At 29.6% G+C, this 23,726-nt stretch carries 25 protein-coding genes; 17 read left to right on the forward strand and 8 right to left on the reverse strand.

Annotation, left to right across the window (positions count from 1 at the left end):
• Positions 1 to 85: 85 nt before the first annotated feature.
• The 4 genes from B3630_RS08670 to B3630_RS08685 all read left to right on the forward strand — a co-directional run bounded on the left by B3630_RS08670 (position 86) and on the right by B3630_RS08685 (position 3,418).
• Positions 86 to 583, forward strand: coding sequence for an LURP-one-related/scramblase family protein (locus B3630_RS08670; RefSeq protein ID WP_346897281.1), 498 nt, complete (start codon positions 86 to 88; stop codon positions 581 to 583).
• Positions 584 to 859: 276 nt separating this feature from the next.
• Positions 860 to 1,657 (forward strand): GNAT family N-acetyltransferase, encoded by a 798-nt coding sequence (locus B3630_RS08675; RefSeq protein ID WP_346897283.1) that lies wholly within the window; start codon positions 860 to 862, stop codon positions 1,655 to 1,657.
• Positions 1,658 to 2,008: 351 nt separating this feature from the next.
• Positions 2,009 to 2,863 carry a GNAT family N-acetyltransferase gene (locus B3630_RS08680; RefSeq protein ID WP_346897285.1) on the forward strand — a complete coding sequence of 285 codons (855 nt, stop codon included), beginning with the start codon at positions 2,009 to 2,011 and terminating at the stop codon, positions 2,861 to 2,863.
• Positions 2,864 to 2,980: 117 nt separating this feature from the next.
• Positions 2,981 to 3,418, forward strand: coding sequence for a GNAT family N-acetyltransferase (locus tag B3630_RS08685; protein WP_346897287.1), 438 nt, complete (start codon positions 2,981 to 2,983; stop codon positions 3,416 to 3,418).
• A gap of 319 nt (positions 3,419 to 3,737) precedes the next feature.
• Here the strand turns inward: B3630_RS08685 and B3630_RS08690 are convergent, their stop codons facing one another.
• The 3 genes from B3630_RS08690 to B3630_RS08700 are packed head-to-tail and all read right to left on the reverse strand — an operon-like array spanning position 3,738 to position 4,776.
• Positions 3,738 to 4,325: a manganese catalase family protein gene (locus B3630_RS08690; protein WP_346897289.1), complete on the reverse strand. Its 588-nt coding sequence runs from the start codon at positions 4,323 to 4,325 to the stop codon at positions 3,738 to 3,740.
• Positions 4,326 to 4,342: 17 nt separating this feature from the next.
• Positions 4,343 to 4,591, reverse strand: a complete 249-nt coding sequence (locus tag B3630_RS08695) for a spore coat protein CotJB (protein WP_035129619.1) — start codon at positions 4,589 to 4,591, stop codon at positions 4,343 to 4,345.
• 14 nt (positions 4,592 to 4,605) lie between these two features.
• Positions 4,606 to 4,776, reverse strand: coding sequence for a spore coat associated protein CotJA (locus B3630_RS08700; protein WP_346897291.1), 171 nt, complete (start codon positions 4,774 to 4,776; stop codon positions 4,606 to 4,608).
• Between the two features lie 224 nt (positions 4,777 to 5,000).
• On the opposite strand from B3630_RS08700, the gene B3630_RS08705 reads away from it, so the two are divergent.
• From B3630_RS08705 to B3630_RS08735, 7 genes are all read left to right on the forward strand, one after another.
• Positions 5,001 to 6,380 (forward strand): bifunctional metallophosphatase/5'-nucleotidase, encoded by a 1,380-nt coding sequence (locus tag B3630_RS08705; RefSeq protein ID WP_346897293.1) that lies wholly within the window; start codon positions 5,001 to 5,003, stop codon positions 6,378 to 6,380.
• 18 nt (positions 6,381 to 6,398) lie between these two features.
• Positions 6,399 to 7,322 (forward strand): hypothetical protein, encoded by a 924-nt coding sequence (locus tag B3630_RS08710; RefSeq protein ID WP_346897295.1) that lies wholly within the window; start codon positions 6,399 to 6,401, stop codon positions 7,320 to 7,322.
• 234 nt (positions 7,323 to 7,556) lie between these two features.
• Positions 7,557 to 7,712, forward strand: coding sequence for a rubredoxin (locus B3630_RS08715; protein WP_035129613.1), 156 nt, complete (start codon positions 7,557 to 7,559; stop codon positions 7,710 to 7,712).
• Positions 7,713 to 7,909: 197 nt separating this feature from the next.
• Positions 7,910 to 8,470 (forward strand): sigma-70 family RNA polymerase sigma factor, encoded by a 561-nt coding sequence (locus B3630_RS08720; protein ID WP_346897297.1) that lies wholly within the window; start codon positions 7,910 to 7,912, stop codon positions 8,468 to 8,470.
• A gap of 2 nt (positions 8,471 to 8,472) precedes the next feature.
• The gene (locus B3630_RS08725) at positions 8,473 to 9,861 is read left to right on the forward strand and encodes a hypothetical protein (RefSeq protein ID WP_346897299.1); all 1,389 of its coding nucleotides are present in this window, start codon (positions 8,473 to 8,475) and stop codon (positions 9,859 to 9,861) included.
• 177 nt (positions 9,862 to 10,038) lie between these two features.
• The gene (locus B3630_RS08730; RefSeq protein ID WP_346897301.1) at positions 10,039 to 10,827 is read left to right on the forward strand and encodes a zinc dependent phospholipase C family protein; all 789 of its coding nucleotides are present in this window, start codon (positions 10,039 to 10,041) and stop codon (positions 10,825 to 10,827) included.
• Between the two features lie 10 nt (positions 10,828 to 10,837).
• Positions 10,838 to 12,100 carry an MFS transporter gene (locus B3630_RS08735; RefSeq protein ID WP_346897303.1) on the forward strand — a complete coding sequence of 421 codons (1,263 nt, stop codon included), beginning with the start codon at positions 10,838 to 10,840 and terminating at the stop codon, positions 12,098 to 12,100.
• 64 nt (positions 12,101 to 12,164) lie between these two features.
• Here the strand turns inward: B3630_RS08735 and B3630_RS08740 are convergent, their stop codons facing one another.
• Positions 12,165 to 13,493, reverse strand: coding sequence for an MATE family efflux transporter (locus B3630_RS08740; RefSeq protein WP_346897305.1), 1,329 nt, complete (start codon positions 13,491 to 13,493; stop codon positions 12,165 to 12,167).
• A gap of 252 nt (positions 13,494 to 13,745) precedes the next feature.
• Here B3630_RS08740 and B3630_RS08745 point away from each other — a divergent pair, with 252 nt between their 5' ends.
• On the forward strand, positions 13,746 to 14,996 hold the full coding sequence (locus B3630_RS08745) for a serpin family protein (RefSeq protein WP_346897307.1): 1,251 nt from the start codon (positions 13,746 to 13,748) through the stop codon (positions 14,994 to 14,996).
• 115 nt (positions 14,997 to 15,111) lie between these two features.
• Here B3630_RS08745 and B3630_RS08750 read toward each other — a convergent pair whose 3' ends face one another.
• Entirely contained in the window at positions 15,112 to 15,771 is a 660-nt protein-coding gene (locus B3630_RS08750; RefSeq protein WP_346897309.1) for an NAD(P)/FAD-dependent oxidoreductase, read from the reverse strand.
• 341 nt (positions 15,772 to 16,112) lie between these two features.
• On the opposite strand from B3630_RS08750, the gene B3630_RS08755 reads away from it, so the two are divergent.
• Entirely contained in the window at positions 16,113 to 16,616 is a 504-nt protein-coding gene (locus tag B3630_RS08755) for a FliG C-terminal domain-containing protein (protein ID WP_346897311.1), read from the forward strand.
• Between the two features lie 161 nt (positions 16,617 to 16,777).
• A complete protein-coding gene (locus B3630_RS08760) occupies positions 16,778 to 17,170 on the forward strand; it encodes a hemerythrin family protein (protein ID WP_346897313.1) in 393 nt (130 codons plus the stop codon).
• Between the two features lie 56 nt (positions 17,171 to 17,226).
• On the opposite strand, the gene hcp is transcribed toward B3630_RS08760, so the two are convergent.
• Positions 17,227 to 18,885 carry a hydroxylamine reductase gene (hcp, locus tag B3630_RS08765; RefSeq protein WP_346897315.1) on the reverse strand — a complete coding sequence of 553 codons (1,659 nt, stop codon included), beginning with the start codon at positions 18,883 to 18,885 and terminating at the stop codon, positions 17,227 to 17,229.
• 186 nt (positions 18,886 to 19,071) lie between these two features.
• Here hcp and nth point away from each other — a divergent pair, with 186 nt between their 5' ends.
• Both nth and B3630_RS08775 read left to right on the forward strand, forming a co-directional pair.
• Positions 19,072 to 19,713, forward strand: coding sequence for an endonuclease III (nth, locus tag B3630_RS08770; RefSeq protein WP_346897317.1), 642 nt, complete (start codon positions 19,072 to 19,074; stop codon positions 19,711 to 19,713).
• A gap of 26 nt (positions 19,714 to 19,739) precedes the next feature.
• Positions 19,740 to 20,912, forward strand: a complete 1,173-nt coding sequence (locus B3630_RS08775; protein ID WP_346897319.1) for an NAD(P)-dependent malic enzyme — start codon at positions 19,740 to 19,742, stop codon at positions 20,910 to 20,912.
• A gap of 118 nt (positions 20,913 to 21,030) precedes the next feature.
• On the opposite strand, the gene B3630_RS08780 is transcribed toward B3630_RS08775, so the two are convergent.
• Complete coding sequence (locus B3630_RS08780) at positions 21,031 to 21,642, reverse strand: HutD family protein (RefSeq protein ID WP_346897321.1); 612 nt, start codon at positions 21,640 to 21,642, stop codon at positions 21,031 to 21,033.
• A gap of 98 nt (positions 21,643 to 21,740) precedes the next feature.
• Positions 21,741 to 22,229: a thioredoxin family protein gene (locus B3630_RS08785; protein ID WP_346868919.1), complete on the reverse strand. Its 489-nt coding sequence runs from the start codon at positions 22,227 to 22,229 to the stop codon at positions 21,741 to 21,743.
• A 279-nt stretch (positions 22,230 to 22,508) separates the two neighbouring features.
• Here B3630_RS08785 and pepT point away from each other — a divergent pair, with 279 nt between their 5' ends.
• Positions 22,509 to 23,726 (forward strand): peptidase T, encoded by a 1,218-nt coding sequence (gene pepT, locus B3630_RS08790; protein ID WP_346897323.1) that lies wholly within the window; start codon positions 22,509 to 22,511, stop codon positions 23,724 to 23,726.

Genomic DNA, 23,726 nt, shown 5'->3' on the forward strand with positions numbered 1-23,726 from the left:
TATTAAAAATTATTTAGATTACATAACTACATAAATTTGTATTAATATTCTAAAATTTATGAGATAATATTAATAATGAGTATATATGACGGAGGAAGCTATGAAATTATATATTAAGCAAAAAGTATTTTCATTTACTGATAGATTTATAGTTAAAGATGAAAAAGAGGAAGATAAATATTTCGTTGAAGGTGAAATGTTTTCTATGGGTCATAAACTTCATATTTATGACAAAAATCACAAAGAAGTGGGCTATATAAGGCAGAAACTCTTTACCTTTATGCCTAAGTTTGAAATTATCATAAATGGCATAGTAATTGGAGATTTGATAAAAAAACTTACTTTTATTAATCAAAGCTATTATCTAGATGGAACTGATTTAAGGCTAACTGGTGATTTTTGGGCCCATGATTATACATTATATCAAGGTGAATATGATGTTATGACAATGAGTAAGGAATGGTTTACTTGGGGAGATAGCTATGTGCTAAATATATCTGATCAGATTGATGAAATATTATGCTTAGCTATAGTTTTAGCTATAGACTGTGAAATGTGTAGTGCTAATAATAGGGGTAACTAAGTTTTAAATTAAATAGTAAATTAGTAACCTTCCAAATTACTAGGGGGAAGCTATTATTGCAATAAAAGAAAGACAAGCACTAAGTAAAGAAAATAACTTGGGTAAATAAAGTGAAAAAGGGGGGAGTTTAGTGGTACTATTAACAGGTACTTACTAGATAAAAATGAGTAAAATTATTAAAGAAAGATTATTTATGCGGAAAATAAGCTGTAGCATGAAAGAAGGTATTTTAATAAGGGCACAGGGGTTTAATTTATTGGAGATTATAGGAAACATATGAAAGGAAGTATAAACTTCGAATTAACTAATTGTGATGATATAAGTAAGTTTTTAAAAGATTATATAAAAACCCTGTCTTCACCCTTTGATTCATATTTAGAGGACTATATAATTAAGTCTAGGTTTTATAGAATAGTTATGAATTCAAAGTATATAGGATATTTTGCTATATATGATGATGAATTATTAACACTGTTTTATATCAAGTGTAAATATATAAAATACGCTCAAAGGTATTTTAATGCTATATTAAAAAAGTTTAAACCAAAATCAGCCTATGTATTTACAGGAGACGAATTATATTTAAGTTGTATATGTGATATAGAAAATAAAGAAGTAAAAAACCAAGCTTATTTTTTTCAGGATCATAAAGGTATACCAGAGAAAATAAGGTATTATAACAATGGTAACCTAAGAAAAGCAGAGGATAAAGATATTGAGGTGATAACGGAATTCAGTGGTGATTTCTTTGAAGACGTAGATAAACAGGTTAAAGATGGAGAATTATATATTTTTGAAGAGAGTACTAATGTGTTAGGTTTTGGTATACAAGAAAAAGGAGAAATACTAAAAGGTTATACTAGTATAGGTATGTTTACTAGGGAAGAATATAGACAAAAGGGTATTGGAAGAACTATTATAGCAGAGCTAAAGAAACTTTGCTATAAGCAAGGTGAAATTCCGATTTGTGGATGCTGGTACTATAATTCAAATTCGAAAAAAACATTAGAAAGTAGTGGATTTGTAAGTAAGACCAGACTTTTAAGGGTAGAATTTAAAAATATTGACAAATAGTATATAAAAATATTATAATGTAAATATAAGTAATTGAAAGGTGGGAATACGTTGTTTATGAACAAAAATTTTTATAAAAATAATATGAAATTAAATAGAATAGATAATAACGCCCTACCTGAGATTATAGGTTTTTAAAGTTAAAGTTAAAGTTAAATTTAAAGTATTAATTTGTAGTTAAGTCCTAGGGGTTTTCCTAGGACTTTTTATATGAAATATTTTGAATGGCATAGTGAAATTAAGAGCAATATCTAAGCTTAAAGCTATGTTTAAAACAAATATGTGTTAGTTAGCCATATCCTATAATCTACGGTGAAGGATATGGTTATTTTTATGTAGGAGGTAGAATTAGTGCAAATTCTAGAGTTAAGAGAATTAAATAAGAATCAGATTGAAGCAATTGAAAACTTAGAAGAGACTTGTAAAAACTACGATAAAACTAAAGGAGGTGCATTTTTATCAAACGAAATTAACTTTAATAAGGAAATAAATTGTTTTTTTCTATTATATGAAGAAGAAATACTTGTAAGTTTTCTAGCCATGTTTATACCAACATCGCAGGAGGCAGAGATTTCTGCATGCACATTACCAGAGTATAGGAGGAAAGGTTTTTTTAAAAGACTTCTAGAGTGTGCTATCAATGAATTAAGAAAACATGGTGTTAGAGAGATACTCTTTGTAAATGAGACTTCATGTAATGATGGTAGGTTAACTTTAGGGAAATTTAACGTTAAATATGAATTTTCCGAGTATTTATTAGTCTATAAAAGAGATAAATTTACCAAAACACAAAACAAGCTAAAATTATATGAAATAATTAATCAAGATGTAGATGAAATAGCAAAGCTACATACGGATATTTTTAATAAAACTTTGGAAGAAGTAAAGGCAATTATTAATAGAATAATAGAATCTAAAGATAGGATATCTTATATGGCTAAAATAGATAATGAAATTGTTGGTATATGTAGTATTAGCTTAGAAGGTAGCAATGCGTTTATTTGTGGGTTAGGAGTTTCAACTAAGTATCGAGGACTTGGCTATGGAAAAGAGATATTAAACAAAGGAATAGAGAAGGCGTTGACTTTGGATATTAAAGACATATATCTTGAGGTGGATAGTAAAAATCATATAGCATATAACCTTTATATTAATAATGGATTTATTATTAAAACACAATTAGATTATTATAGATATATAATTTAAAAGTATGAAATAAGAATAATAAATCTAGTTTTGGCTTTAAACAGTTTATAACTGGCTTTGAAGCTGAAGACGAGATTTTTTATAAGAAAGAAATATAATATTAGGGGGAAAATATTTATGAATCTTATTTTTAAAGCAGTGGATAATGACAATTGGAGCGAGTGTATTGAGCTCTCTGTAGAAGAAAACCAGAAATGTTTCGTAGCATCAAATGCATATTCTATATTAGAGTCTAAGTTTGAAGAAGGAAACTATCCGTTAGTAATATATGATGGAGAAGTAATGGTAGGATTTTTAATGTACAGCTTTGATAGTGATGATAATAGCTGGTGGATGTGTAGACTTATGATGGACAAGAAATATCAAGGTAAGGGTTATGGTAGGGCTGCTATATTAAAGCTACTAGAACTATTAAAAGAAGAGCATGGAAATATAAAAGTTTATACAAGCTTTGAACCAGAAAATAGTGTTGCTGAAAAATTATATGAGTCTGTAGGATTTAGAAAAACTGGAAAGATAATGTGGGGAGAAGTAGTAATGGAGATACAACTATAATATAGTTAAAACTTCTGATTTAAGAAAGGGGATATCTCAAAATAAGCTAAATCTTAAATTAATGTTGAGCTTGTCATCTAATATAAGTACAAGCTCAACATAGTGAAAGATTAGAAGTTTATTTATTGATAGATATCCACTATAATATTCTCAAAATCTAAAGAATGAAGTTGATTATTATATAAAGTTTTATGGTAAATATAACAGAGTTATCTAGTAAAATTAAAATAAGGGATCTTAGCAAAATATATAAAATTAGTTTATTTTGCAAAGCCCCTTATTTATATAAGTATATTCATTTAGAATATAAATTTTTAATTTATCTATTCAATGGATCTAGCAATGGTTTTCTTTTAAAACAATCTTGTACGTCATCTAGAGCCTCACCAAATCTTTGGAAGTGAACAACTTCTCTTTCCCTTAAGAATTTCAAAATTTCTTTTATTTGATGATCATCACTTTGATTTATTAACCATTCATAGGTTGCTCTTGCCTTTTGTTCTGCTGCCATATCTTCAGTAAGATCTGCAACTACATCATCTTTAGCTTGGATATAAGCTGCTGTCCAAGGTACTCCTTCAGGGTCTGTATAAAATAAAGCTCTTCCGTGATTAGTATAGTGACCACCAAGTCCTACTTCTTCAAGCTCTTCTAGAGTAGCATTGCTCATAAGTTGATAAATCATAGTAGCTATCATTTCAACGTGAGCCATCTCCTCTGTACCTATATCAGTAAGTAGTGCTTTAGATTTTCCAGTAGGCATAGTGTAACGTTGATTCAAATATCTAAGGGCTGCACTTAATTCTCCATCTGGGCCACCATATTGAGCTACTAGAAATTTTGCCATTCTAAGATCTTTAGATTTAAGATTTATTGGATATTCTAATGTTTTTGTATAATACCACATATTATAATCCTCCTGTGTTAATAATTTTCCCAAGGCCATGGTAATGAAGTCCAGCACATTGGACTTTCAACAGAGGCTGAGCCGAAATTAGTAAGTGGGCCATATTTTTCTTCATATTGACGTACTAATATTCCGAGCTTATGAGATACGGCTTGTAGATCCTTAGTAGCTTCCTCGTTATCAGGGAAGTTATCTAGATATAGATTTAAATCTATGCAATAAAATTGAAGTTTTCTTATATTATTTAATAATTCTTGATCATACATAATATCTCACCCCTCTATTCCAATCTTGAGTTTTTCTTCTCATTGTAAGGTTTATATAAATCCTTAAATATTGTGCCCTTTGATAGAGCATCTTTAATTAAAAATAAATTTTCATATGCTTGAGGTAATACAAAAGCACAAGCGTATTCCATTTTTCTATGTGAGTAATCATTATAATTGCTCATTTGTTTTCTCCTTGAATTAATTTCTACCTAATAGTATGTTATGTTATATGTGTAAAATTTGTGAAAATAAATTTCAATTTCAACAAAATTTTTATATAAATATTCCATGGTATGTTGTAAAATATTTATATATATGGATATATATAATGTTCGTTGATTTAGCTAAAGACTATTTTTATGTGAATTTTATAATGATTTATTAGCATATACAAAGGAGATGTATTATGGAATTACAAATATTACATACTAACGATATACATAGCAATTTTGAAAATTTAGCAAGAATAACTACAAAAATTAATGAGTTTAAAAATGATGATACAATTGTATTAGATGCGGGAGATCTAGCAGATTTTAAAAGAGTAGAAGTTAATGGAACTAAGGGGAAGGTTGCAATAGAGTTACTTCGGGAAGCTGAATATGATGCTATTTCCATTGGAAATAATGAGACCTTTGATGGAATTCATACTTTAGAAGGATTAACCTCTGATGGAAGGATACCTTTTTTAAGTTGTCATATAAAAAAACTCAATGGTGAGGAAATAGAAGGGCTAAACAAAAGTATAATAATTAATAAAGCTGGGTTAAGAATATTAATTATAGGTGCTTCTCCAAATTTAAATGAGTTTAGTACAAGTTGTGGATTAGATATTTTAGATTATCTTCAGGGAATAAATAAGGAGATAAATAATAATAAGGGTAAATATGATATATGTATGGTTCTATCCCATTTAGGTATGGATAAGGATGAAGAGATTGCAACAAAAATTTCAGAGGTAGATGTAATAATAGGAGGACATTTTCATATTCTTATGGATGAACCTAAGATTATAAATAATACCATAATCCATACCTCAGGACAGTTTGGAGAACACTTGGGAGTATTGAAACTATCTATAAAAGATAATAAAGTAAGTTTAGTAAAAGGCGAAAATATAAATATAGAAGGCTTAGATATGGATAAAGGTATAATTAAAGTATTGAAGAAGAATAAAGAGATAGCTTTAAATAATCTTTCTATACCACTATATGAAGTTAAAGAAAATTTATGGCATGATGTAATAGAAGAAAATCCTATTACTAACTTATTAGCAGATGGATTATCTAAAGTTTATAATTGTGATTTTGCTTTCATAAATAGTGGAGTATTAAATGGAGGAATAAAAAAAGGTACAGTAACTAATCTTAAGCTATTACAAATAGAGCCATCTCCATTAAATCCTACATACTTTGAAATTGAAGGAAAATATATATTAGAAGCTATTAAGGAAAGTTTAGATGGGGACATAGTTTTAGCTGATGGTAGGGGACCAGGTTTTAGAGGGAAATATATAGGACGACTTCATTTTTCTAGAAATGTAAAAGTTAAATACAGGGAAAGAGAGGTGTTAGAAGTTATTATAAATGGACAACCTCTTAAGGAAGATAAAGTTTATAGAGTAAGTAGCTCTGATTATCTTCGTAGAGGTTCTGGATATAAAGATTTAAAGAATAATTCTAATCATAAATATGATGATAGATACATAAGAGATATATTAAGAGAATATTTATGTGATAAAGATATGGTTAATAAAGCATTAGAAGATAGATGGATAAGAATATAGTTATGAAAGGGGATTGAAGTGGAAGATAATAAATTATTAGAGAAAAATAAAATAGTAAAAAGAAGAGTTATTATAGGATTTATAGTTTTGATATTGCTTAATCTGTGGGGTTTGTTAAAAATTAATTCTCTTAGACAAGACCTAGATAGCTTACGAGGTGATATTTATAATCAGTATAATGATATGAGGACATCCTTAAGTAGCATTAATACCACTGTAGAAGAAACCCTAAAAAAGCAAGGGAGTATTTTAAGTGACTTTAGTTATTCAGTAGAAGGGCTAGATTCAGAAAACAAAACCATTAGTATTAATCTCAAAGGAACTCCTAAGGTATATAAAGAAGGATTAAAGTTTTATTTTAACTATGACTGTAGCGATGGAAATAGTAAGAGTGTTGAAGGTAAATTAGATAAAGCTTTAAACTATAGTGCAAAGATAGCAGTTCCCATAAGGAGTACTGTTAAATTTGGATTTACGTTAGACTATGGAGCAGAAGTGAAAAAAGAAACATGGGAAGATGAATATATTGATCAAATGGAGTATCAACTTCAAATTATGCCTCAACCTTTTAAAGGGAAATATGAAACAAAGGGTGATGAAGTTATAATTGATGGATGGATTGAAAGTGTCATTTATCCAAGTTCTATAAAAGGAAATTCTGTAGAAGAAGCTTCATGTAAGATAAGAATAAATGAGGAAGTTATAGATGAAATTGAATTAGAAAAAAGTAATGAACCTTCAAGTGAAGTTAGTAATTATACTGGAACTATCAAAGAGAAATATAAATTAAAAAATGGAGATATGTTAGATGTGTTAGTTGAGGTTCAAGACACCTATGGATTTAAATATAAATATTACCCTATGACGTCAATTAATAATAATGGAACAATTAATAAGTTGGAGTCCTCTGGGGGAAATGCTTTTATACAAGTAGAGCCATAGAAACTTAAAAAGGCAAGTATATAACTATGTAAATATAAAAATATAAAACTTTACAACTAGGAATATATATAACTAGCTAAATAGTTGTTTTGTTCATGGGACTTTCAGGAGATTTACAATTTAAATAGGATGACTAAAGCTACATCAAAGGGTAAGAGATTAATAATCCTGAGTTGGTAATTTAGCTAACATAAGGAGTTTATTAATATAATTTTATATTGAGGAGGAATTGATATGAAAATTTATAAATGTAGTGTATGTGGCTACTTGTATGATGAAAGCCAAGAAGAGGTACCTTTTGCAGAATTAAAAGAAGACTGGAGATGTCCTGTTTGTAAAAGGGATAAAAGTTTCTTTAAACCACTAGAGGAAACAGATTCTGTAGATTAGATAAGCAAGTAATTAGAGAAGTAAATAATTAAATAATATTTAATTTAAGAGTGTCTTAAAATATTGGATTATATTTTAGTGAAAACTAAAGTATAGTATATTTTAAGACACTTTTTATATATAATTTTATAATTTTGTAACAAAAGCTATATTGCTTTCGATATATAGGGTGAAGAAGGAAATTTGGAGGAGATTTAATGAGGGTGGATAAAGACAATTTTATTGAAGAATTAAAAAGAAAAAATCCTAAAGCTCTTGATTATATCATTGATATATATGGGCCCTTAATAAAAGGAATTATATCTAAAACCTTATATTCTGTAGAGGATAAAGGTTTAATTGAGGAATGTATGTCAGATGTATTTATGGCAATTTGGGTTAATGGATATAAATTTACTGGTGATAATTCTAATTTTAAAAGTTGGATAGGAGCTATCACAAAATTTAAAGCAATTGATTACTACAGAAAGTATGGTAAAAAAGAAAATAACCAGCTTATGGATGAAGCCATCACTGATGGTAAAAGTGCAGAAGATCATTATCTTGATGATATAGAAAATAGCAGGTTAGTAAGTATTATAGAAGGTATGGAGGAACCAGATAAAACTATATTTATAATGAAATTTTTACTTGGAGAGAAGAGTAAAAGCATTAGTGAAGCATTAAAGCTTTCTGTAAGTAATATAAATACTAGAATTAGTAGAGGCAGAGAAAAGATAAGAAGAGAGTATTATAAGGAAGCTAGGGAGGGGGTATAGTTATGGATAATAAGGATATATATGATAAATTTAATGAAATTGATTTTGATATAAGTGAGTTTGAAGAGATTCCTTTGGATCAAGTTGAAAAACAGAGATTAAAGAAATCCTTGAAAGAGAAATTAGCAAATATAGATAATTATGAAAGCAATGATAGTATTGATTTAACAGAAGTAAATAAAGAAAAAAGTGAGGAAGAAAAAATACAGTTTAATAAAGAGAAAAACGGAAAAATGCAAAGGTTTATGAAGAAGTATAAAGTGGCTGCAGTGGTAGCTATACTAGCCATATTAATAGGCATGTCCCCTTTAGGCAAGGAAGTCATTGCACAGATAGCTGAAAAACTAATATTTACTCCTTCCCAAGGTATTATAAAACAGCAAGTAGATAAAGAGCTATATATGTTAGAAGAACCAGTAAGAATTAATATTGATGATAGTTCAGCATTAGTAAAAAGTATTACAAATGATGGTGAGAATATATATGTTGAAATGTGGTTTAACCAGGATGCAGAAGCTGAAGGCATAGGATATCAAAGAGAAATAATAAACAACTTAAAATTAAAGACTAGTGATGGAAATATGTATAATGTAGGATTAACTAGCTTTGCAAGTGGAGGATATGCAGGATTTACTTTTCAGCAGGGTGAGGGTTTAATAACAGATTTTAAGTTGCATTATAAGGATAAAGACATAGGTGAGTTTAATTTAAAAAAGGTAAACTTTAAAAATAGTTATGATGAAATTGGTGGAAATGCCATGGACAAAGAGGTTCTTTTAGGTGCAACTAGTTATTATGAAGAAGGAGAAAGATACTTTAAAATATGGAGTAATATAGATTATAAACAGCGTGAAGATTACACCATTAGTTTAGATACCATTGGAAAAGTTGAAGTTAGAGATGAAGAAGGCAATTTACTATCTATAGAAAATGCTAATGATGGAACTGGGAGAGCTTTTAAAATATTAGATCCTTACAAAGGCAAATTAGATATAAAAATAAAGGATATAGATATAAATTATGTTTTAAAAGAAGGAGGCAAATTAGCTATAAAAATTCCTAAGAAGGGTAAAATTTCTGAAATAAATGAAGACCTTAAACTTAAAGGGCTTCAAGATAGTATTAAAGCTTCTTCTATCACAAATAAAGGTGGAGAGTATACTATACACTTTGACTTTAGTAATAATTATGATGAAAGCAGAACAATATTTATGGTAAGAGAAAATTTTAGAACTGGTGGTGCCATGGGTGATATGGAAAATCAGCAAGGTGAGGTATACCTAGATAATGAAGATTTAAGTATTACAGAAAGATTTTTAAGGAAAATATATATAGATATAAATAATGTTTTAGTTCATCAAGAGGGTAATTGGCAGTTCATAGTGGAATAAATTATAAAAGCACTAGCTTTAATTAGTTGGTGCTTTTATAATTATATTAAGAATATTAATAGTATAAGGATTTACAAGAATTTTACCTTAATATAACTNNTAACTTACTTAAAACATAAGAAATATATAATTGAAATATAAGTCGGAATATTTAGTAAATTTGAAAGGTGGATTTATATGCCCGCAAGTTATACTCACTATAGTTTTGGACGTACTGTCTTAGAAAAACTGCCCCATGAGATAAAAGATATTATAACCCCAAATAAAGAAGCATATTATATAGGGCTTAATGGTCCAGATATACTTTTTTATTATAAGCCCTTATATAAGAATGAGATAATTAAGTATGGACATACATTACATGATGAAAAGGCCTATGGATTTTTAGAAAGGTCGAAAAAGTATATTAAAGAAAGTAAGGATGAGGTTTGTCTCTCTTATATTTTAGGATTTGTATGCCACTTTGTCCTTGATAGTAGTTGTCATCCTTTTATTGCAGAAGCTATGAAGGAAAGTAATATATCTCATGCTGAAATAGAAGCAGAGTTAGATGGAGCATTAATGAGGAGAAATAATTTAAGTCCACAAAGGCATAGTGCAGCAGCTCATATTATTCCTAATAAAGTTATAGCAGCACATATTGCTAGCATTTATGACAATGTTAGTGGAAAAGAAATATATAAATGCCTTAAGTCTGTAAGGTTTTATAATAAACTACTATTATGTGAAAACAATTTGAAAAGAAAGATTATAAAAGGCTTATTAGGTTTAATTAAAGGTGGAGAAGGCTTTAGCCGTATGATAATTAATGTAGAACCAAATATAAAGTGTATAGAAATAAATAAAAAGCTTTTAAACCTTTGTGAAGAGGCTATAGATGAGGCAGTACATAGAGTTGAAGAGTACTATAGTGCTATAAAAAGTAATGACAACCTGGGAGAATTCTTCAATAGAAATTTTCTATAGGAGGGGTAAAATGAGTAAATTTACTAAGTTAGAAAAGCAGTGGATTCTATATGATGTAGGAAACTCAGCTTTCACCATGTTGGTGTCTACCATAATTCCTATTTACTTCAAAAATGTTGCAAGTTTATCGGGAATTGCACCAGCCGATTCAACAGCTTACTGGGGGTATGCGGTATCCTTATCTACAATTATTGTAGCGATACTTGGACCTATTCTTGGAACGGTAGCAGATACTAAAGGCTATAAGAAACCACTATTTTCATTATTCATGATGTTCGGAGTGTTAGGTTGTGCAGCCTTAGCTCTTCCAGTACCATGGATTATATTCCTAGCTATATTTGTCATAGGGAAGGTTGGTTTTTCAGGAAGCCTTATTTTTTATGATGCCATGCTCAATGACATAACTACTGATGATAGAATGGATGAGATATCATCTCATGGATATGCTTGGGGGTATATCGGAAGTTGTATTCCTTTTACAGTAAGTTTACTCCTTGTACTTTTTGCAGATAAAATTGGACTTACAACTGCAATGGCGACGGGGACAGCCTTTATATTAACTGCTCTATGGTGGTTACTAATAACAATGCCCCTACTAAAGAACTATAAACAAAAGTATTATGTTGAAAAAGGAAATAAGCCAGTGGCAGAAAGTTTTAAGAGGCTAGGTAAGGTTCTTTTAAACATTAGAAAAAACAAGAAGATTTTTTTATTCCTCCTTGCATTTTTCTTCTATATAGATGGAGTTCATACAATTATAAGCATGTCCACATCCTATGGAAAAGATGTTGGGATTACAGATAGTAATTTACTATTAGCATTACTTTTAACTCAAGTAGTTGCCTTTCCTTGTGCTATTTTATTTGGAAGATTATCTAAAAAGTTTAAAAGTGATAAGTTAATAGCAGCTTCAATTATGGGCTATATAGCAATAACCATATTTGCATTACAGCTAGATAAAGCATGGGAATTCTGGATTCTTGCTGTATGTGTTGCAGTATTTCAAGGGGCAATTCAAGCACTATCAAGATCTTATTTCTCAAAAATTATTCCTAAGGAGAAATCCAGTGAATACTTTGGGCTATATGATATATTTGGCAAAGGGGCTGCTTTCATGGGAACTATGCTTATGAGTATAGCAACCCATATAACAGGAAGCTCTAAGGCTGGCGTAGCAGGAATTGTGGTAATGTTTATTTTTGGACTTATAATATTTAAAGCAGCAAATAAAGTAAATATATCTATAGAAAAAGAAACTACTATTAGTTTATAAATTTAAAATATTATATAAAAACCTCTTATAGATACTTAAAGGAGTAATCTGTAAGAGATTTTTATTATTTATTTATATTTCTTATAAACCTTTTTATAAAGGAAATACCAATTATATCTGCAATGAACCAACCTATAGGAATAGACCACCAAATTGCAGTTATACCAAAGGTAGGAGCTAGCCAATAGGAAATTCCGACACGAAGTCCTAAGGATATAATAGTAAGAAAAATAGATATATTAGTGGAACCTATACCTCTATAAAAACCATAGAACATGAAAAGATATCCAATGAGAAAGTAAAATACACTTACTATACATAGATATTGAGAGCCGTAAGCTATAATTTCAACTTCTGATGGAGATATAAATATAGTCATTAATTGTTTTGAAAATATTACTATAATTGTTGATATTATAATGCAAAATAAGGTAATAATCTTGAATGAAGATTTTACTCCTTTTTTTATTCTCAAAGCTTCACCGGCACCTTTATTTTGGGCAATATAGGTGGAAAAAGCATTGCCAAAATCCTGAACAGGCATATAGGCAAAGGCATCTATTTTAACAGCAGCGGCAAAGGCTGCCATTATTGATACTCCAAATGAATTTACTAGACCTTGAATTAATAAAATTCCGAAATTCATTATGGATTGTTGGATACTTGTTAGAAGGCTATAATTTGCTACTAACTTTAAAATTCGTATATCTATTTTAAGGTCACATTTTTTAAATCTGATTTCAGGTAATTTGATAAAACAATATATGGCTGTTGAAATTCCAGAGATGCCTTGAGCTATGATGGTAGCATAAGCTGCACCTGCAATACCAAGATTAAACACAGTTATAAAAACAATATCAAGAATTATATTAATTATGGCTGCTATTATTAAGAATACAAGAGGTATAAAGGAGTTTCCAACAGAACGAAGTAAACAGCAAAAATAATTATAGATAAAGGTAAAGCTTATACCGTAAAAGATTATAATTATATACTGTTTAACATCATTAAATAAACTCTGTGGGGTATTCATAAAAATTAAGATATTATCAGTAAAGAAAATAGCACATAAATTAATTATGATAGTTATTAAGGCGATAAAGATAAAGGCAGTAAAAATACTACTTTTTAATTTAGCATTATCTTTAGCTCCGAAGTATTGAGAAAATACAACGGATGCGCCTATACAAAGTCCCAGAATAATAGATGTTAAAAATACTATAATAGTAAAAGAAGATCCAACTGACGCTAAAGCAGATGCACCTATATATTTGCCAACGATTATGGAATCGGCAATATTGTATAATTGTTGAAATATATTTCCTATAATAAGGGGAATGGCAAAGCTTATTATAGCTTTGGTTTCGTTTCCTTTAGTTAAATCCCTAGTCATAAAAACCTCGCTTTATTAATTTACTATTTTATATTTTATATTAATATTTTTATATCATAATTTAATAATACCTATATATCAATTTAGTAAAAATACTTTCAAAATATAGGCAATTACTTAAGGTATTACATGTCCATTATACAATAGAAAATAATTTAATCAATTGATTATTAGATTTATAATAATATAAAAAATAGCACTATAACACTTTAACAGCGTATATAAAGTGAAACTAAATTTAGAGGTGAGGTTATGAAATTAAAAAAGATAATTTCTTTAATGCTTATAGCTATAATAGCTACGTCTTTAATTGGCTGTGAGAAATTTTATAGTAAAAATAAGGAAGAAATTTCAGCTAAAGAGGTGGATAAAGAAGTGGTTGAGGGCAATAATAAATTTGCATTCGATATATTCAAAGAAATCTCAAAGGATGAAAATAATAAAAATGTGTTTATATCTCCTTTGAGCATTTCCATGGCACTTACTATGGCCTATAATGGAGCTAAAGAGAATACAAAAGTAGAGATGAATAAGGTACTAGGCTATGAAGGAATCACTGATGATAAGATAAATAATAGTTACAAAATTCTTCATAGTTACTTGGAGAATATAGATGAAAATATAAAGCTAAATGTAAGTAATTCTATATGGATAAGAGAGGGTGAGAATATAAATAAAGAATTTATAAACATTAATAAGGATATTTTTGGTGCAAAAGTGGATAACTTGGACTTCTCTAAATCCTCATCTGTGGATAAAATTAATAATTGGATTGAAAAATCTACTAATAACATGATTAAAGATATGCTAAAAGGTCCTATTGATGGTGATGTTATTATGTATTTAATTAATGCTATATATTTCAAGGGGCAATGGCAAGAACCCTTTGATACAAATAATAATATTATAGGTGAGTTTACAAATTCAGAGGGAGAAAAATCAGAGATAGATTTTATGAGGAAGGTTGCAGCTGATGATAAAACCTTTTATGGAGAAAAGAATGATTTTAAAGCTATAAAAATGCCTTATGATAATGGAAAAGTATCTATGTATGCAGTACTACCAAAGGAAGGTTTAAATATAGATAATTTTATAAATAATTTAGACATGAATAAGTGGAATTCTATAAAAAAATCCATTGGAAAAGAACAGGAAGCTGTTAATGTAAGCTTTCCGAAGTTTGAAATGGAATATGGAACTAAAGAATTAAAAGGACCTCTAATGGACCTAGGAATGAAGGATATATTTAGTGATAGAGCTAATCTTAGTGGAATAAGGGAGAATATATATGTTAGTAGTGTTTTACATCAAGGGAAAATAGAAGTAAATGAAAAGGGAAGTGAAGCAGCTGCAGCTACTATAGTTGAAGTTAGGGAAACTGCAATGCCAATAATTGATGACCCTAAAGCGTTTATAGCTGATAGACCTTTTGTATTTATTATAGAAGATGAAGAAAGTGGAACCATACTATTTATGGGTAAACTAGAAGAAGTGAAAAAATAATAAAGGGAAAAGATAACAGGAGTTAATAAAAACTCCTGTTATTTGCCTTTAATTAGTTTATTTATAATATATGGTTAATCTTTTTCTCATTATTTACTTAAATCACAAAAAAGTTCTAACACCTACTTAGAACTTCTTTCTTAAAGTTTTTTATTGAAATTCTTTCAATAAAAAAACTTAATTTTTCCCCATCATGAGCATTTTCTTTATAGTAATCAAATATAGAATCTACTAAATTTAAAGTATCCTCTTCTGATAAATCATTAGCTATAATATCCGCAATCCTAGGGTTATATCCAGCTGAACCACCTGCTGTTACCATGAGTTTACCATTAATATCTGCTATAACACCCACATCTTTACTATAAACACTTCCACAAGCATTTCTGCATCCTGCTACACCTATTTTAGTTCTACAAGGCATATCCATCCATTGATATTTTTTAGATAATTTCATACCTATACCAATTGTATTAAATTTTGATCTTTTACAATATCCTGCTGGACACATCTCTACATTTTTAACGGAATTTTGAGTTTTAACAGCGGGTTCCATATGTAGTTCATCCCATATTTGAGGTAGGTCATTTTCCTCTAAATTAGTTATTAAGATTCTTTGTCCAGATGTTATTTTTATAACTCCATTATACTTCTTAGCTATCTTAGCTATTTTTTCAAGGTTTTCTGGAGTTATAAAACCTCCAGGAATATGAGGTGTTATACCATATTTTCTTTTACCATCCCTTATTTTTTGAAGATTGCCGTAATGTGCCAAAGCATATTTCCTCCTATATTTTTAAATATATTATACCTCATTTAATAGGAAATAATCTACTTGCCCTTGCTGAATTTAAAAGAGCTATGATAATGAAGGTACTTAAATTTGTAAAGGAATGAATGTCATCATGTAACTACTATGCCATATTTTTATTTAATATTTAAAAGAGAACTAAATTTAATTCCTCTTGTAGGTTTTTGTATGCACAAACAAAGTAGTACATTTGCGATTGCTAATTGTTTGAAATAAATACAGGTTATTATTTCATTTTTAGGAAAATGGTACGAGTATATAGATATATATTCATTTATAAGAATGGGGTTTATGGGGGAATTATTATGAATTTAACTTTTTTTGTGTCATTGCTATCAGTGGAGCTAAGGACCAAATATTATGAAGAAATTATTAGGAATGGACAAGTAACAGAAGAACTTTGGAATAAAATATCCTACTATCTAGAAAAAACATACAAAGAACTCTTCAATGTTGAAGAAGAGATAATAGAATTGCTAAGGAATCTTGAAGATGTTGAAAAATCTAGATTAATGATGACAATACAAGAAAATGACATATATTTATTTAACAAAATATCTTCTAAACTATTTAGTTTTGAGGATATTATTAGTATAGATAGGGAAAGAGTGAAAACAGTTCTGTATAAATTAGATATGAATACTCTATGTAAAGCTATATTAGGGGCTTCACCAAGGGTTATTTATTATATTCAAAATATATTTCTAGATATTGATTTTGTAGAGGCGAGAAGAAAATTAGGAAGTGTTCAATTAGATGAAATACTTCAGGCTCAAGATAAGATAATAATGCAAATAAATAATAAGTAATAAGGGTTTAATTTATAGGAATATACACCATTTTGTTACTTGAAGTTATGGAAGGATATTGACTTATATGGTATTATATAGTCCTAGAGTGAAATAGTTCAATAAATTCATGTTGAACGTATTTTACTAGTACTATTGAGAGAAGTTGGAGGGTAATTTAAATGTACGAAATGAAGGAAGAATTTAAAACAGGAATAGAGATTATTGATAATGAACATAAAATGCTTTTTGAAATAGCTAATAAAGTTTATGAGTTACTAAATAATGAGTTCATTATTGATAAATATGATAGAATAGTAAACCTAATTGAAGAATTGAAGGGGTATGCTGCTCTTCACTTTAGAGATGAAGAAGCCTATATGGAGAGTATAAATTATAAAAAAATGTTTACTCAAAAAATAGATCATGATAATTTTATAAAAAAATTAGATGAAATAGATTTAAATAAAATTGATGAGAATCAACATAAATATATTCTTGATTTATTAGAATTCGTAAATCAGTGGTTAGTAAGTCACATTCTTGAAAAAGACAAGCTGATTGCACAAGGGTAAGTTTTTGTGAACTATATAAAAATAAATGGTAGTCCTATGGGCTACCATTTAATATATTAGTTAATTCTTTGCTTAAGACAAGTTTTTAAGTCCTCTTCTGGTGTACTTATAGGAGTTAATTGGAAGGTGTCTACTAAGTATTGAAGTACATTTGGACTTATAAATGCAGGAAGAGAAGGTCCCAGGAATATGTTTTTAACTCCTAAGGACAATAAAGCTAGTAAATCAGCTACAGCCTTTTGTTCATACCAAGATAGTACAATGGACAATGGTAAGCCATTCACATCAGTTTCAAAGGCATCAGCTAAAGCTGTAGCAATTCTTACTGCAGAATAAGCATCATTACATTGACCTACATCGAGAAGCCTTGGTAGTCCAGCTACTTCACCAAATTCAAGTTTGTTAAATCTATATTTTCCACAAGCTAAAGTAAGTATAATACAATCCTCAGGAACCATTTTTGCAAAATCTGTGTAGTAGTTTCTTCCAGGCCTTGCACCATCACAACCACCTATTAAGAAGAAGTGGCGAACTTCACCCTTTTTAACTGCATCAACAATTTTGCCGGCATTACTTAAAGTAGCCTTATGACCAAAGCCTACAAGAATTTCTTTTCTGTCTTCAGAAGCAGTAAATCCACCTAATTCTAAAGCTTTATTTATGATTTCAGAGAAGTCCTTTGTTCCATCTTCTTTAAGAGTGACATGTCTAACTCCATCCCATCCAACTACGTTAGTTGTAAATATTCTATCCTTATAGGTTTCTCTAGGTCTCATAAGGCAGTTAGTGGTCATAAGTATACAGCCAGGAATGTTATCAAATTCCGTTTGTTGGTTTTGCCATGCACTACCATAGTTTCCTACTAGATGAGGGTATTTTTTAAGTTCAGGATAACCATGAGCAGGAAGCATTTCACCATGGGTATATATATTTATCCCCATACCTTCAGTTTGTTTTAACAACATCTCTAAATCCTTTAAATCGTGACCAGAAACAATTATAAAAGGGCCTTTTTCTACTTTAACATTAACTAAATGAGGAGTTGGATTTTTATAACTTTCAGTATTAGCTTCATCAAGTTTTTTCATGACAGCTACACTCATATCACCAGTTCTCATAGTCATTCTAATTAACTCTTCAACAGATAAGTTATCATTTGTTGTACATTCTAATCCTAGAAAATAGAAGTTATCAACTTGGTCATCATAGTAACCTAAAAATCTAGCTTGGTGTCCATAGGCACTTATACCCTTTAGGCCATAAACAATAGTTTGTCTTAAAGAGCGTATATCAGCATCTAAATCTCCATCATACATAATTCCGGCTTTAACGGCATCCTTAAACATTTCTTCCTTAGTTTTACTTAAATTATAGGTTGCTTGATCAGGATACTCTTTATTAGTAGATGCCTTACTTCTTAAGTCTTCTTTAATTTTTTGTGATTCCTTAAGCATATTTAAATGACTTGCTGCATCAAAGTTAACATTAGTTAAAGTTGTAAATAGAGCATTTTCTACAAAGCTAACCACTGATTTATCTATAACTTGCTCATTATCAAGTAAATTTTTAGCATAACAACTGATTCCTTTTAACTGATAAATTAATAAGTCTTGCAAATTGGCTATTTCAGGGGTTTTACCGCAAACACCTAACTTAGTACATCCCTTTCCCCCTACAGTTTGTTCACATTGATAACAAAACATTGCATTATCCATTTGATAATCCTCCTTATTGTATTAAGTTTTTTTATAGTATTTGTTTATAAAATAATATTATTCTTTTATAGATAAATACATATCAATTAAACCCTTATTTAATTAAGTAAAATAATAAAAATCTGATATAATAGAAGTGAACTAATTAGGAATACTACAGTCATTGAAATTTATTGAGGTGATTTTATGAATAAAGAAAAACGAAAGAAAATTTTAGAAGTATTAGAAGAGACCTATAGAGGAGCTTCCTGCGGGTTAGATTTTAGAACACCCTTTGAACTTTTAGTATCAACTATACTTTCTGCTCAATGTACAGATGAAAGGGTTAACATAGTTACAAAGGAATTATATAAGGAGTATAATACTCCACAGGCTATACTGACGTTAAGTGAAGAAGAATTAGGTAAAAAGATTCATAGTTGTGGATTCTATAAAAATAAAAGTAAAAATATATTAGGGGCATGTAAATCCATTGTAGAAAAATATAATGGTCAGGTTCCAAGAACTATGGAAGAACTTATAGCTCTTCCAGGAGTAGGTAGGAAAACGGCTAATGTAGTTTTATCTAATGCTTTTGGAGTGCCTGCTATAGCTGTAGATACCCATGTGTTTAGAATTTCTAATAGAACAGGTTTTGCACCTGGAGATAATGTAGAAATTGTTGAAGAAAAACTTATGAAATACGTACCAAAGAACATGTGGAGTGATGCACATCATTATATTATTTGGCATGGAAGAAAGATATGTGATGCTAGAAAGCCAAAGTGTCATGAATGTCCTATAGCACCTTATTGTGATTACTTAAATAAGGCATCTTCAAAAAAATAGATTATTTTAATTAGGAGGATTTAATTATGTCATATGGTGAACAATCTTTAAAAATGCACAAGGAGAAGAAGGGAAAACTAGAGGTTATAAGTAAAATTCCTGTTAATACAAGAGAAGACTTATCTATAGCTTATACGCCTGGAGTTGCAGAGCCTTGCATTGAAATATCTAAGGATAAAGATAAGGTTTATGATTATACAATAAAATCTAATACTGTAGCTATAGTCTCCAATGGAACAGCAGTATTAGGACTTGGAAATATAGGGGCAGAAGCCTCAATTCCAGTAATGGAAGGAAAGGCATTATTGTTTAAGGAATTTGCTGGAGTAGATGCTTTTCCAATATGTATTGATAGCGAAGATCCAGAAGAAGTAATAAAAACTGTAAAATTAATATGTCCTGTATTCGGAGGAATAAACCTTGAAGATATAAAGGCTCCTGAATGTTTTTATATAGAAGAAACTTTAAAAAGAGAATTAAATATTCCTGTATTCCATGATGACCAACATGGAACTGCAGTAGTTGTATTATCTGGGTTATATAATGCATTAAAGTTAACTAAGAAGAATATTAAAGATGTTAAAATAATAATAAATGGTGCTGGTTCTGCTGGAATTGCTATCTGTAAATTGCTTTTAAAGGCGGGAGCAGAAAATATAATCATGTGTGATAAGAAGGGTGCTATTTATGATGGAGGCAACTGTTTATTTGAATCCCATGAAGAAATAGCAAAGGTTACTAATAAAAATAAAGAATCAGGTTCATTAAAAGAAGTTTTAGTAGGAGCTGATGTGTTCATAGGAGTATCTGGGCCTAACATGATAAATGCAGAAGATGTAAAGACTATGAATTCAGATGCAATTATCTTTGCAATGGCTAATCCAACTCCAGAAATAATGCCAGATGAAGCTAAATTAGGAGGGGCTAGAGTAATAGCAACAGGCCGTTCAGATTTTGCTAATCAAATTAATAATGTTCTAGTATTCCCTGGTATATTTAAGGGAGCTCTTACAGTTAGAGCAACAGAAATAAATGATGAAATGAAGTTAGCTGCAGCAAGAGCTTTAGCAAACCTAATTCCAGAAGAAGAATTAAATGAAGAAAACATAATCCCAAATGCCTTAGACAAGAGAGTATCAGGCAAAGTAGCAGAGGAAGTTATGAGAATAGCAAGAGAAAAGGGAGTAGCAAGTCTGTAAAGACTAAAAATATGGAGCATATACTTATATTAAAGTATATGCTCCATACTTTATAAAATTACACTTATACGTTATCACTGTAATTTTCAACAGAGGCATAGATTTGGATAAGTTATTTTTAAAAGCCCACTTCTATACTAATGATATTGCAAGGTTGTGAGGAGGCAATTTCTATGGAAGAAAGACTATCTTTTTCACAACTTTCTATGATTAAGGTATCATTTTTAGGTAGAGATATATTGTTCCCATCTATGGTGAAGGTTAGGTGTGAATTAGGTGAGAAGAATATATAATTATGATATGAGTATTTATTTTTCCTTTTATTTAAATTCAGTTTTAGTAAAGAATCTTCAGTTAAAGTTAATGCATCCATCACACCATAACATCCAGGTCCTATCATTAAGTTAAAGTCTGTAACAGTTCCAAAGCTTTCTGTGTTTACATCTCCAGAAAATCCATGAACTTCAAAAGGTTCTAAGTGAATTAGAGGGCCTTTATTGTGACAAAGATCCATGGAACCCTCCAAAGTTGTTATATATCTATAAATTTTTGGAACATTAGTGAAGGTGGAGTGTTCTAGTTCTACAGTGGCAGAACTAATTCTCCATTTAAAGTTTAATTCCATATAATTAGAGTTCTTAGGATAAATATATATTTCGTTAGTAGTGCCTCCACTCCAACTAGAAGTTTTTATTTTATCCTTTGTTATTATTTCTGTTTTAAAACCCATAATATCACCTCATTAATAATTAACTTATATAACACTAATACAAAAACTCATCCATATATGAATAAATATAGGAATGAGTTTTAAAATGTAATACAAAATCACAGTATTATATCTAAAAGGTCTTTTTCTATTAAATCATTGTATTTTCCAGATCTATATTCTGCAACAAGAACTTTTCTCTCATCATTAGAGATTATAGGAAGTTTTTTGAACAACTCATTAGGCATTTCTACATAGGCACCCTTAGGATCCATTTCTTCAGTAAAAGTGATTACTGCAGGAATACTTTTGCAGCCTACTGCTTCTTCAAGAAAGCCTTCGTAACCTGTTCTAGGAAATAAATGAACCTTTAAGTTTTGGTTTTCTTCTGAAAGTTTTTGTACGAAAGGAATAGTTACGATACAATCAGGACAAAAACCTTCTGTAAATATTGCAGCATGAACAACCTTGTCTAGTTTTTTTATTTGTTCCTTAGTAGCACTAGAAAGTTCAGTGTCTGCATAGGTCTTATCTTGGATATTACCATATTTGGCATGTTGTTTTTCTACATACTCTTCAAAGCTCAACGCTTTATTAAAATCTAACATATTATCTTACCCTCCAATTACTTCTAACTAAATTTTGTTTTTTTATAAATTAGAATGTATTGTATTAAATTAAATTTATTCAATATAATACATTATGTTAGCAGCGGATAGACATAGCTTGTTCATGATTATTATAACAAATAAATTCGATAAATAGTAGATATATACAATTTATTAACTTGTAAAAAAAATTAGAGTTTTATATACTAGGGTTATGGGACAAAATAAATATAATTAACAATATAAAATATTTATAAAAATTAAAAAGGCGGCGATATTATGTCAAAAGTTATAGAAAGATTTTTAGGATATGCTAAGTATGACACACAATCAAGTGATTCTACGGGAACAACCCCAAGTACTGCTAGCCAAAGAGTTTTAGGTGAAGTTTTATTTGAAGAACTAAAAAGAATCGGAATGAGTGATGTTACTATTGATGAAAACAATTACGTAATGGCTACATTGCCTGCTAATACTGATAAAAAAATACCAACTATTGGATTCATATCTCATATGGATACTGCTCCAGATTATTCAGGTAAAGATGTTAAGCCTCAAATGGTGAATTATGAAGGTGGAGATATTAAATTAAATGCAAATACAGTTTTATCTCCAGTAGATTTTCCAGAATTAAATGACTATATAGGAAAGACTCTTATCACAACAGATGGAACTACTTTATTAGGAGCAGACGACAAAGCTGGTATATCAGAAATTGTTACTGCTATGGAATATTTAATTGCAAATCCAGATATAAAGCATGGTACAATTAAAGTTGGGTTTACTCCAGACGAAGAAATTGGAGAAGGTGCAGATCACTTTGATGTAGAAAAATTTGCAGCGGACTTTGCTTACACTGTAGATGGGGGAGCTGTTGGAGAAATCGAATATGAGAACTTCAATGCTGCTGGTGTGGAAATAGTAATTAACGGAAGAAATGTTCATCCAGGAAGTGCTAAAGATAAAATGATAAATGCTCAGCAAATAGCTATGGAGTTAAATGGATTATTACCTGTTAATGCAAGACCGGAATACACAGAAGGATATGAAGGTTTCTTCATGCTTTGCGATATGGTAGGAACTGTAGAAAAGACTACTATGTCTTATATCGTAAGAGATTTCTTCAGAAATACCTTTGAAGAAAAGAAAACTTTAATTAAAGAAATAGTAGAACTTTTTAATAAAAAATATGGTGCAGGCACTATAGAAATTTCAGTAAAAGATCAATATTACAACATGAAAGAAAAAGTAGAACCTGTAATTCATGTAGTAGACACAGCTGTTGAAGCAATGAAAGCTCTTGATATCGAGCCAATTATAGTTCCTATAAGAGGCGGTACTGATGGAGCAAGATTATCCTTTATGGGACTTCCAACTCCAAACATATTTACAGGTGGACATAACTTCCACGGAAAATTTGAGTTCATTCCTGTAGATTCTATGGAAAAAGCAGTAAAAACTATAGTTAAGATAATAACTCTTTATGCAGAAAAATAA

The sequence above is a fragment of the Clostridium sp. UBA7503 genome, assembly GCF_002477055.1.
Classification (GTDB): Bacteria; Bacillota; Clostridia; order Clostridiales; family Clostridiaceae; genus Clostridium_J; species Clostridium_J sulfidigenes.

Excerpts from the sequence above, each read along its gene's own strand:
- B3630_RS08755 (WP_346897311.1), top strand. The coding sequence starts at position 16,113 with ATGAATTTAACTTTTTTTGTGTCATTGCTATCAGTGGAGCTAAGGACC.
- B3630_RS08675 (WP_346897283.1), top strand. The coding sequence starts at position 860 with ATGAAAGGAAGTATAAACTTCGAATTAACTAATTGTGATGATATAAGT.
- nth (WP_346897317.1), top strand. The coding sequence starts at position 19,072 with ATGAATAAAGAAAAACGAAAGAAAATTTTAGAAGTATTAGAAGAGACC.
- B3630_RS08670 (WP_346897281.1), top strand. The coding sequence starts at position 86 with ATGACGGAGGAAGCTATGAAATTATATATTAAGCAAAAAGTATTTTCA.
- B3630_RS08745 (WP_346897307.1), top strand. The coding sequence starts at position 13,746 with ATGAAATTAAAAAAGATAATTTCTTTAATGCTTATAGCTATAATAGCT.
- B3630_RS08715 (WP_035129613.1), top strand. The coding sequence starts at position 7,557 with ATGAAAATTTATAAATGTAGTGTATGTGGCTACTTGTATGATGAAAGC.
- B3630_RS08705 (WP_346897293.1), top strand. The coding sequence starts at position 5,001 with ATGGAATTACAAATATTACATACTAACGATATACATAGCAATTTTGAA.
- B3630_RS08760 (WP_346897313.1), top strand. The coding sequence starts at position 16,778 with ATGTACGAAATGAAGGAAGAATTTAAAACAGGAATAGAGATTATTGAT.
- hcp (WP_346897315.1), bottom strand. The coding sequence starts at position 18,885 with ATGGATAATGCAATGTTTTGTTATCAATGTGAACAAACTGTAGGGGGA.
- B3630_RS08695 (WP_035129619.1), bottom strand. The coding sequence starts at position 4,591 with ATGTATGATCAAGAATTATTAAATAATATAAGAAAACTTCAATTTTAT.
- B3630_RS08740 (WP_346897305.1), bottom strand. The coding sequence starts at position 13,493 with ATGACTAGGGATTTAACTAAAGGAAACGAAACCAAAGCTATAATAAGC.
- B3630_RS08730 (WP_346897301.1), top strand. The coding sequence starts at position 10,039 with ATGCCCGCAAGTTATACTCACTATAGTTTTGGACGTACTGTCTTAGAA.
- B3630_RS08785 (WP_346868919.1), bottom strand. The coding sequence starts at position 22,229 with ATGTTAGATTTTAATAAAGCGTTGAGCTTTGAAGAGTATGTAGAAAAA.
- B3630_RS08720 (WP_346897297.1), top strand. The coding sequence starts at position 7,910 with ATGAGGGTGGATAAAGACAATTTTATTGAAGAATTAAAAAGAAAAAAT.
- B3630_RS08690 (WP_346897289.1), bottom strand. The coding sequence starts at position 4,325 with ATGTGGTATTATACAAAAACATTAGAATATCCAATAAATCTTAAATCT.
- B3630_RS08735 (WP_346897303.1), top strand. The coding sequence starts at position 10,838 with ATGAGTAAATTTACTAAGTTAGAAAAGCAGTGGATTCTATATGATGTA.
- B3630_RS08775 (WP_346897319.1), top strand. The coding sequence starts at position 19,740 with ATGTCATATGGTGAACAATCTTTAAAAATGCACAAGGAGAAGAAGGGA.
- pepT (WP_346897323.1), top strand. The coding sequence starts at position 22,509 with ATGTCAAAAGTTATAGAAAGATTTTTAGGATATGCTAAGTATGACACA.
- B3630_RS08685 (WP_346897287.1), top strand. The coding sequence starts at position 2,981 with ATGAATCTTATTTTTAAAGCAGTGGATAATGACAATTGGAGCGAGTGT.
- B3630_RS08780 (WP_346897321.1), bottom strand. The coding sequence starts at position 21,642 with ATGGGTTTTAAAACAGAAATAATAACAAAGGATAAAATAAAAACTTCT.
- B3630_RS08725 (WP_346897299.1), top strand. The coding sequence starts at position 8,473 with ATGGATAATAAGGATATATATGATAAATTTAATGAAATTGATTTTGAT.
- B3630_RS08700 (WP_346897291.1), bottom strand. The coding sequence starts at position 4,776 with ATGAGCAATTATAATGATTACTCACATAGAAAAATGGAATACGCTTGT.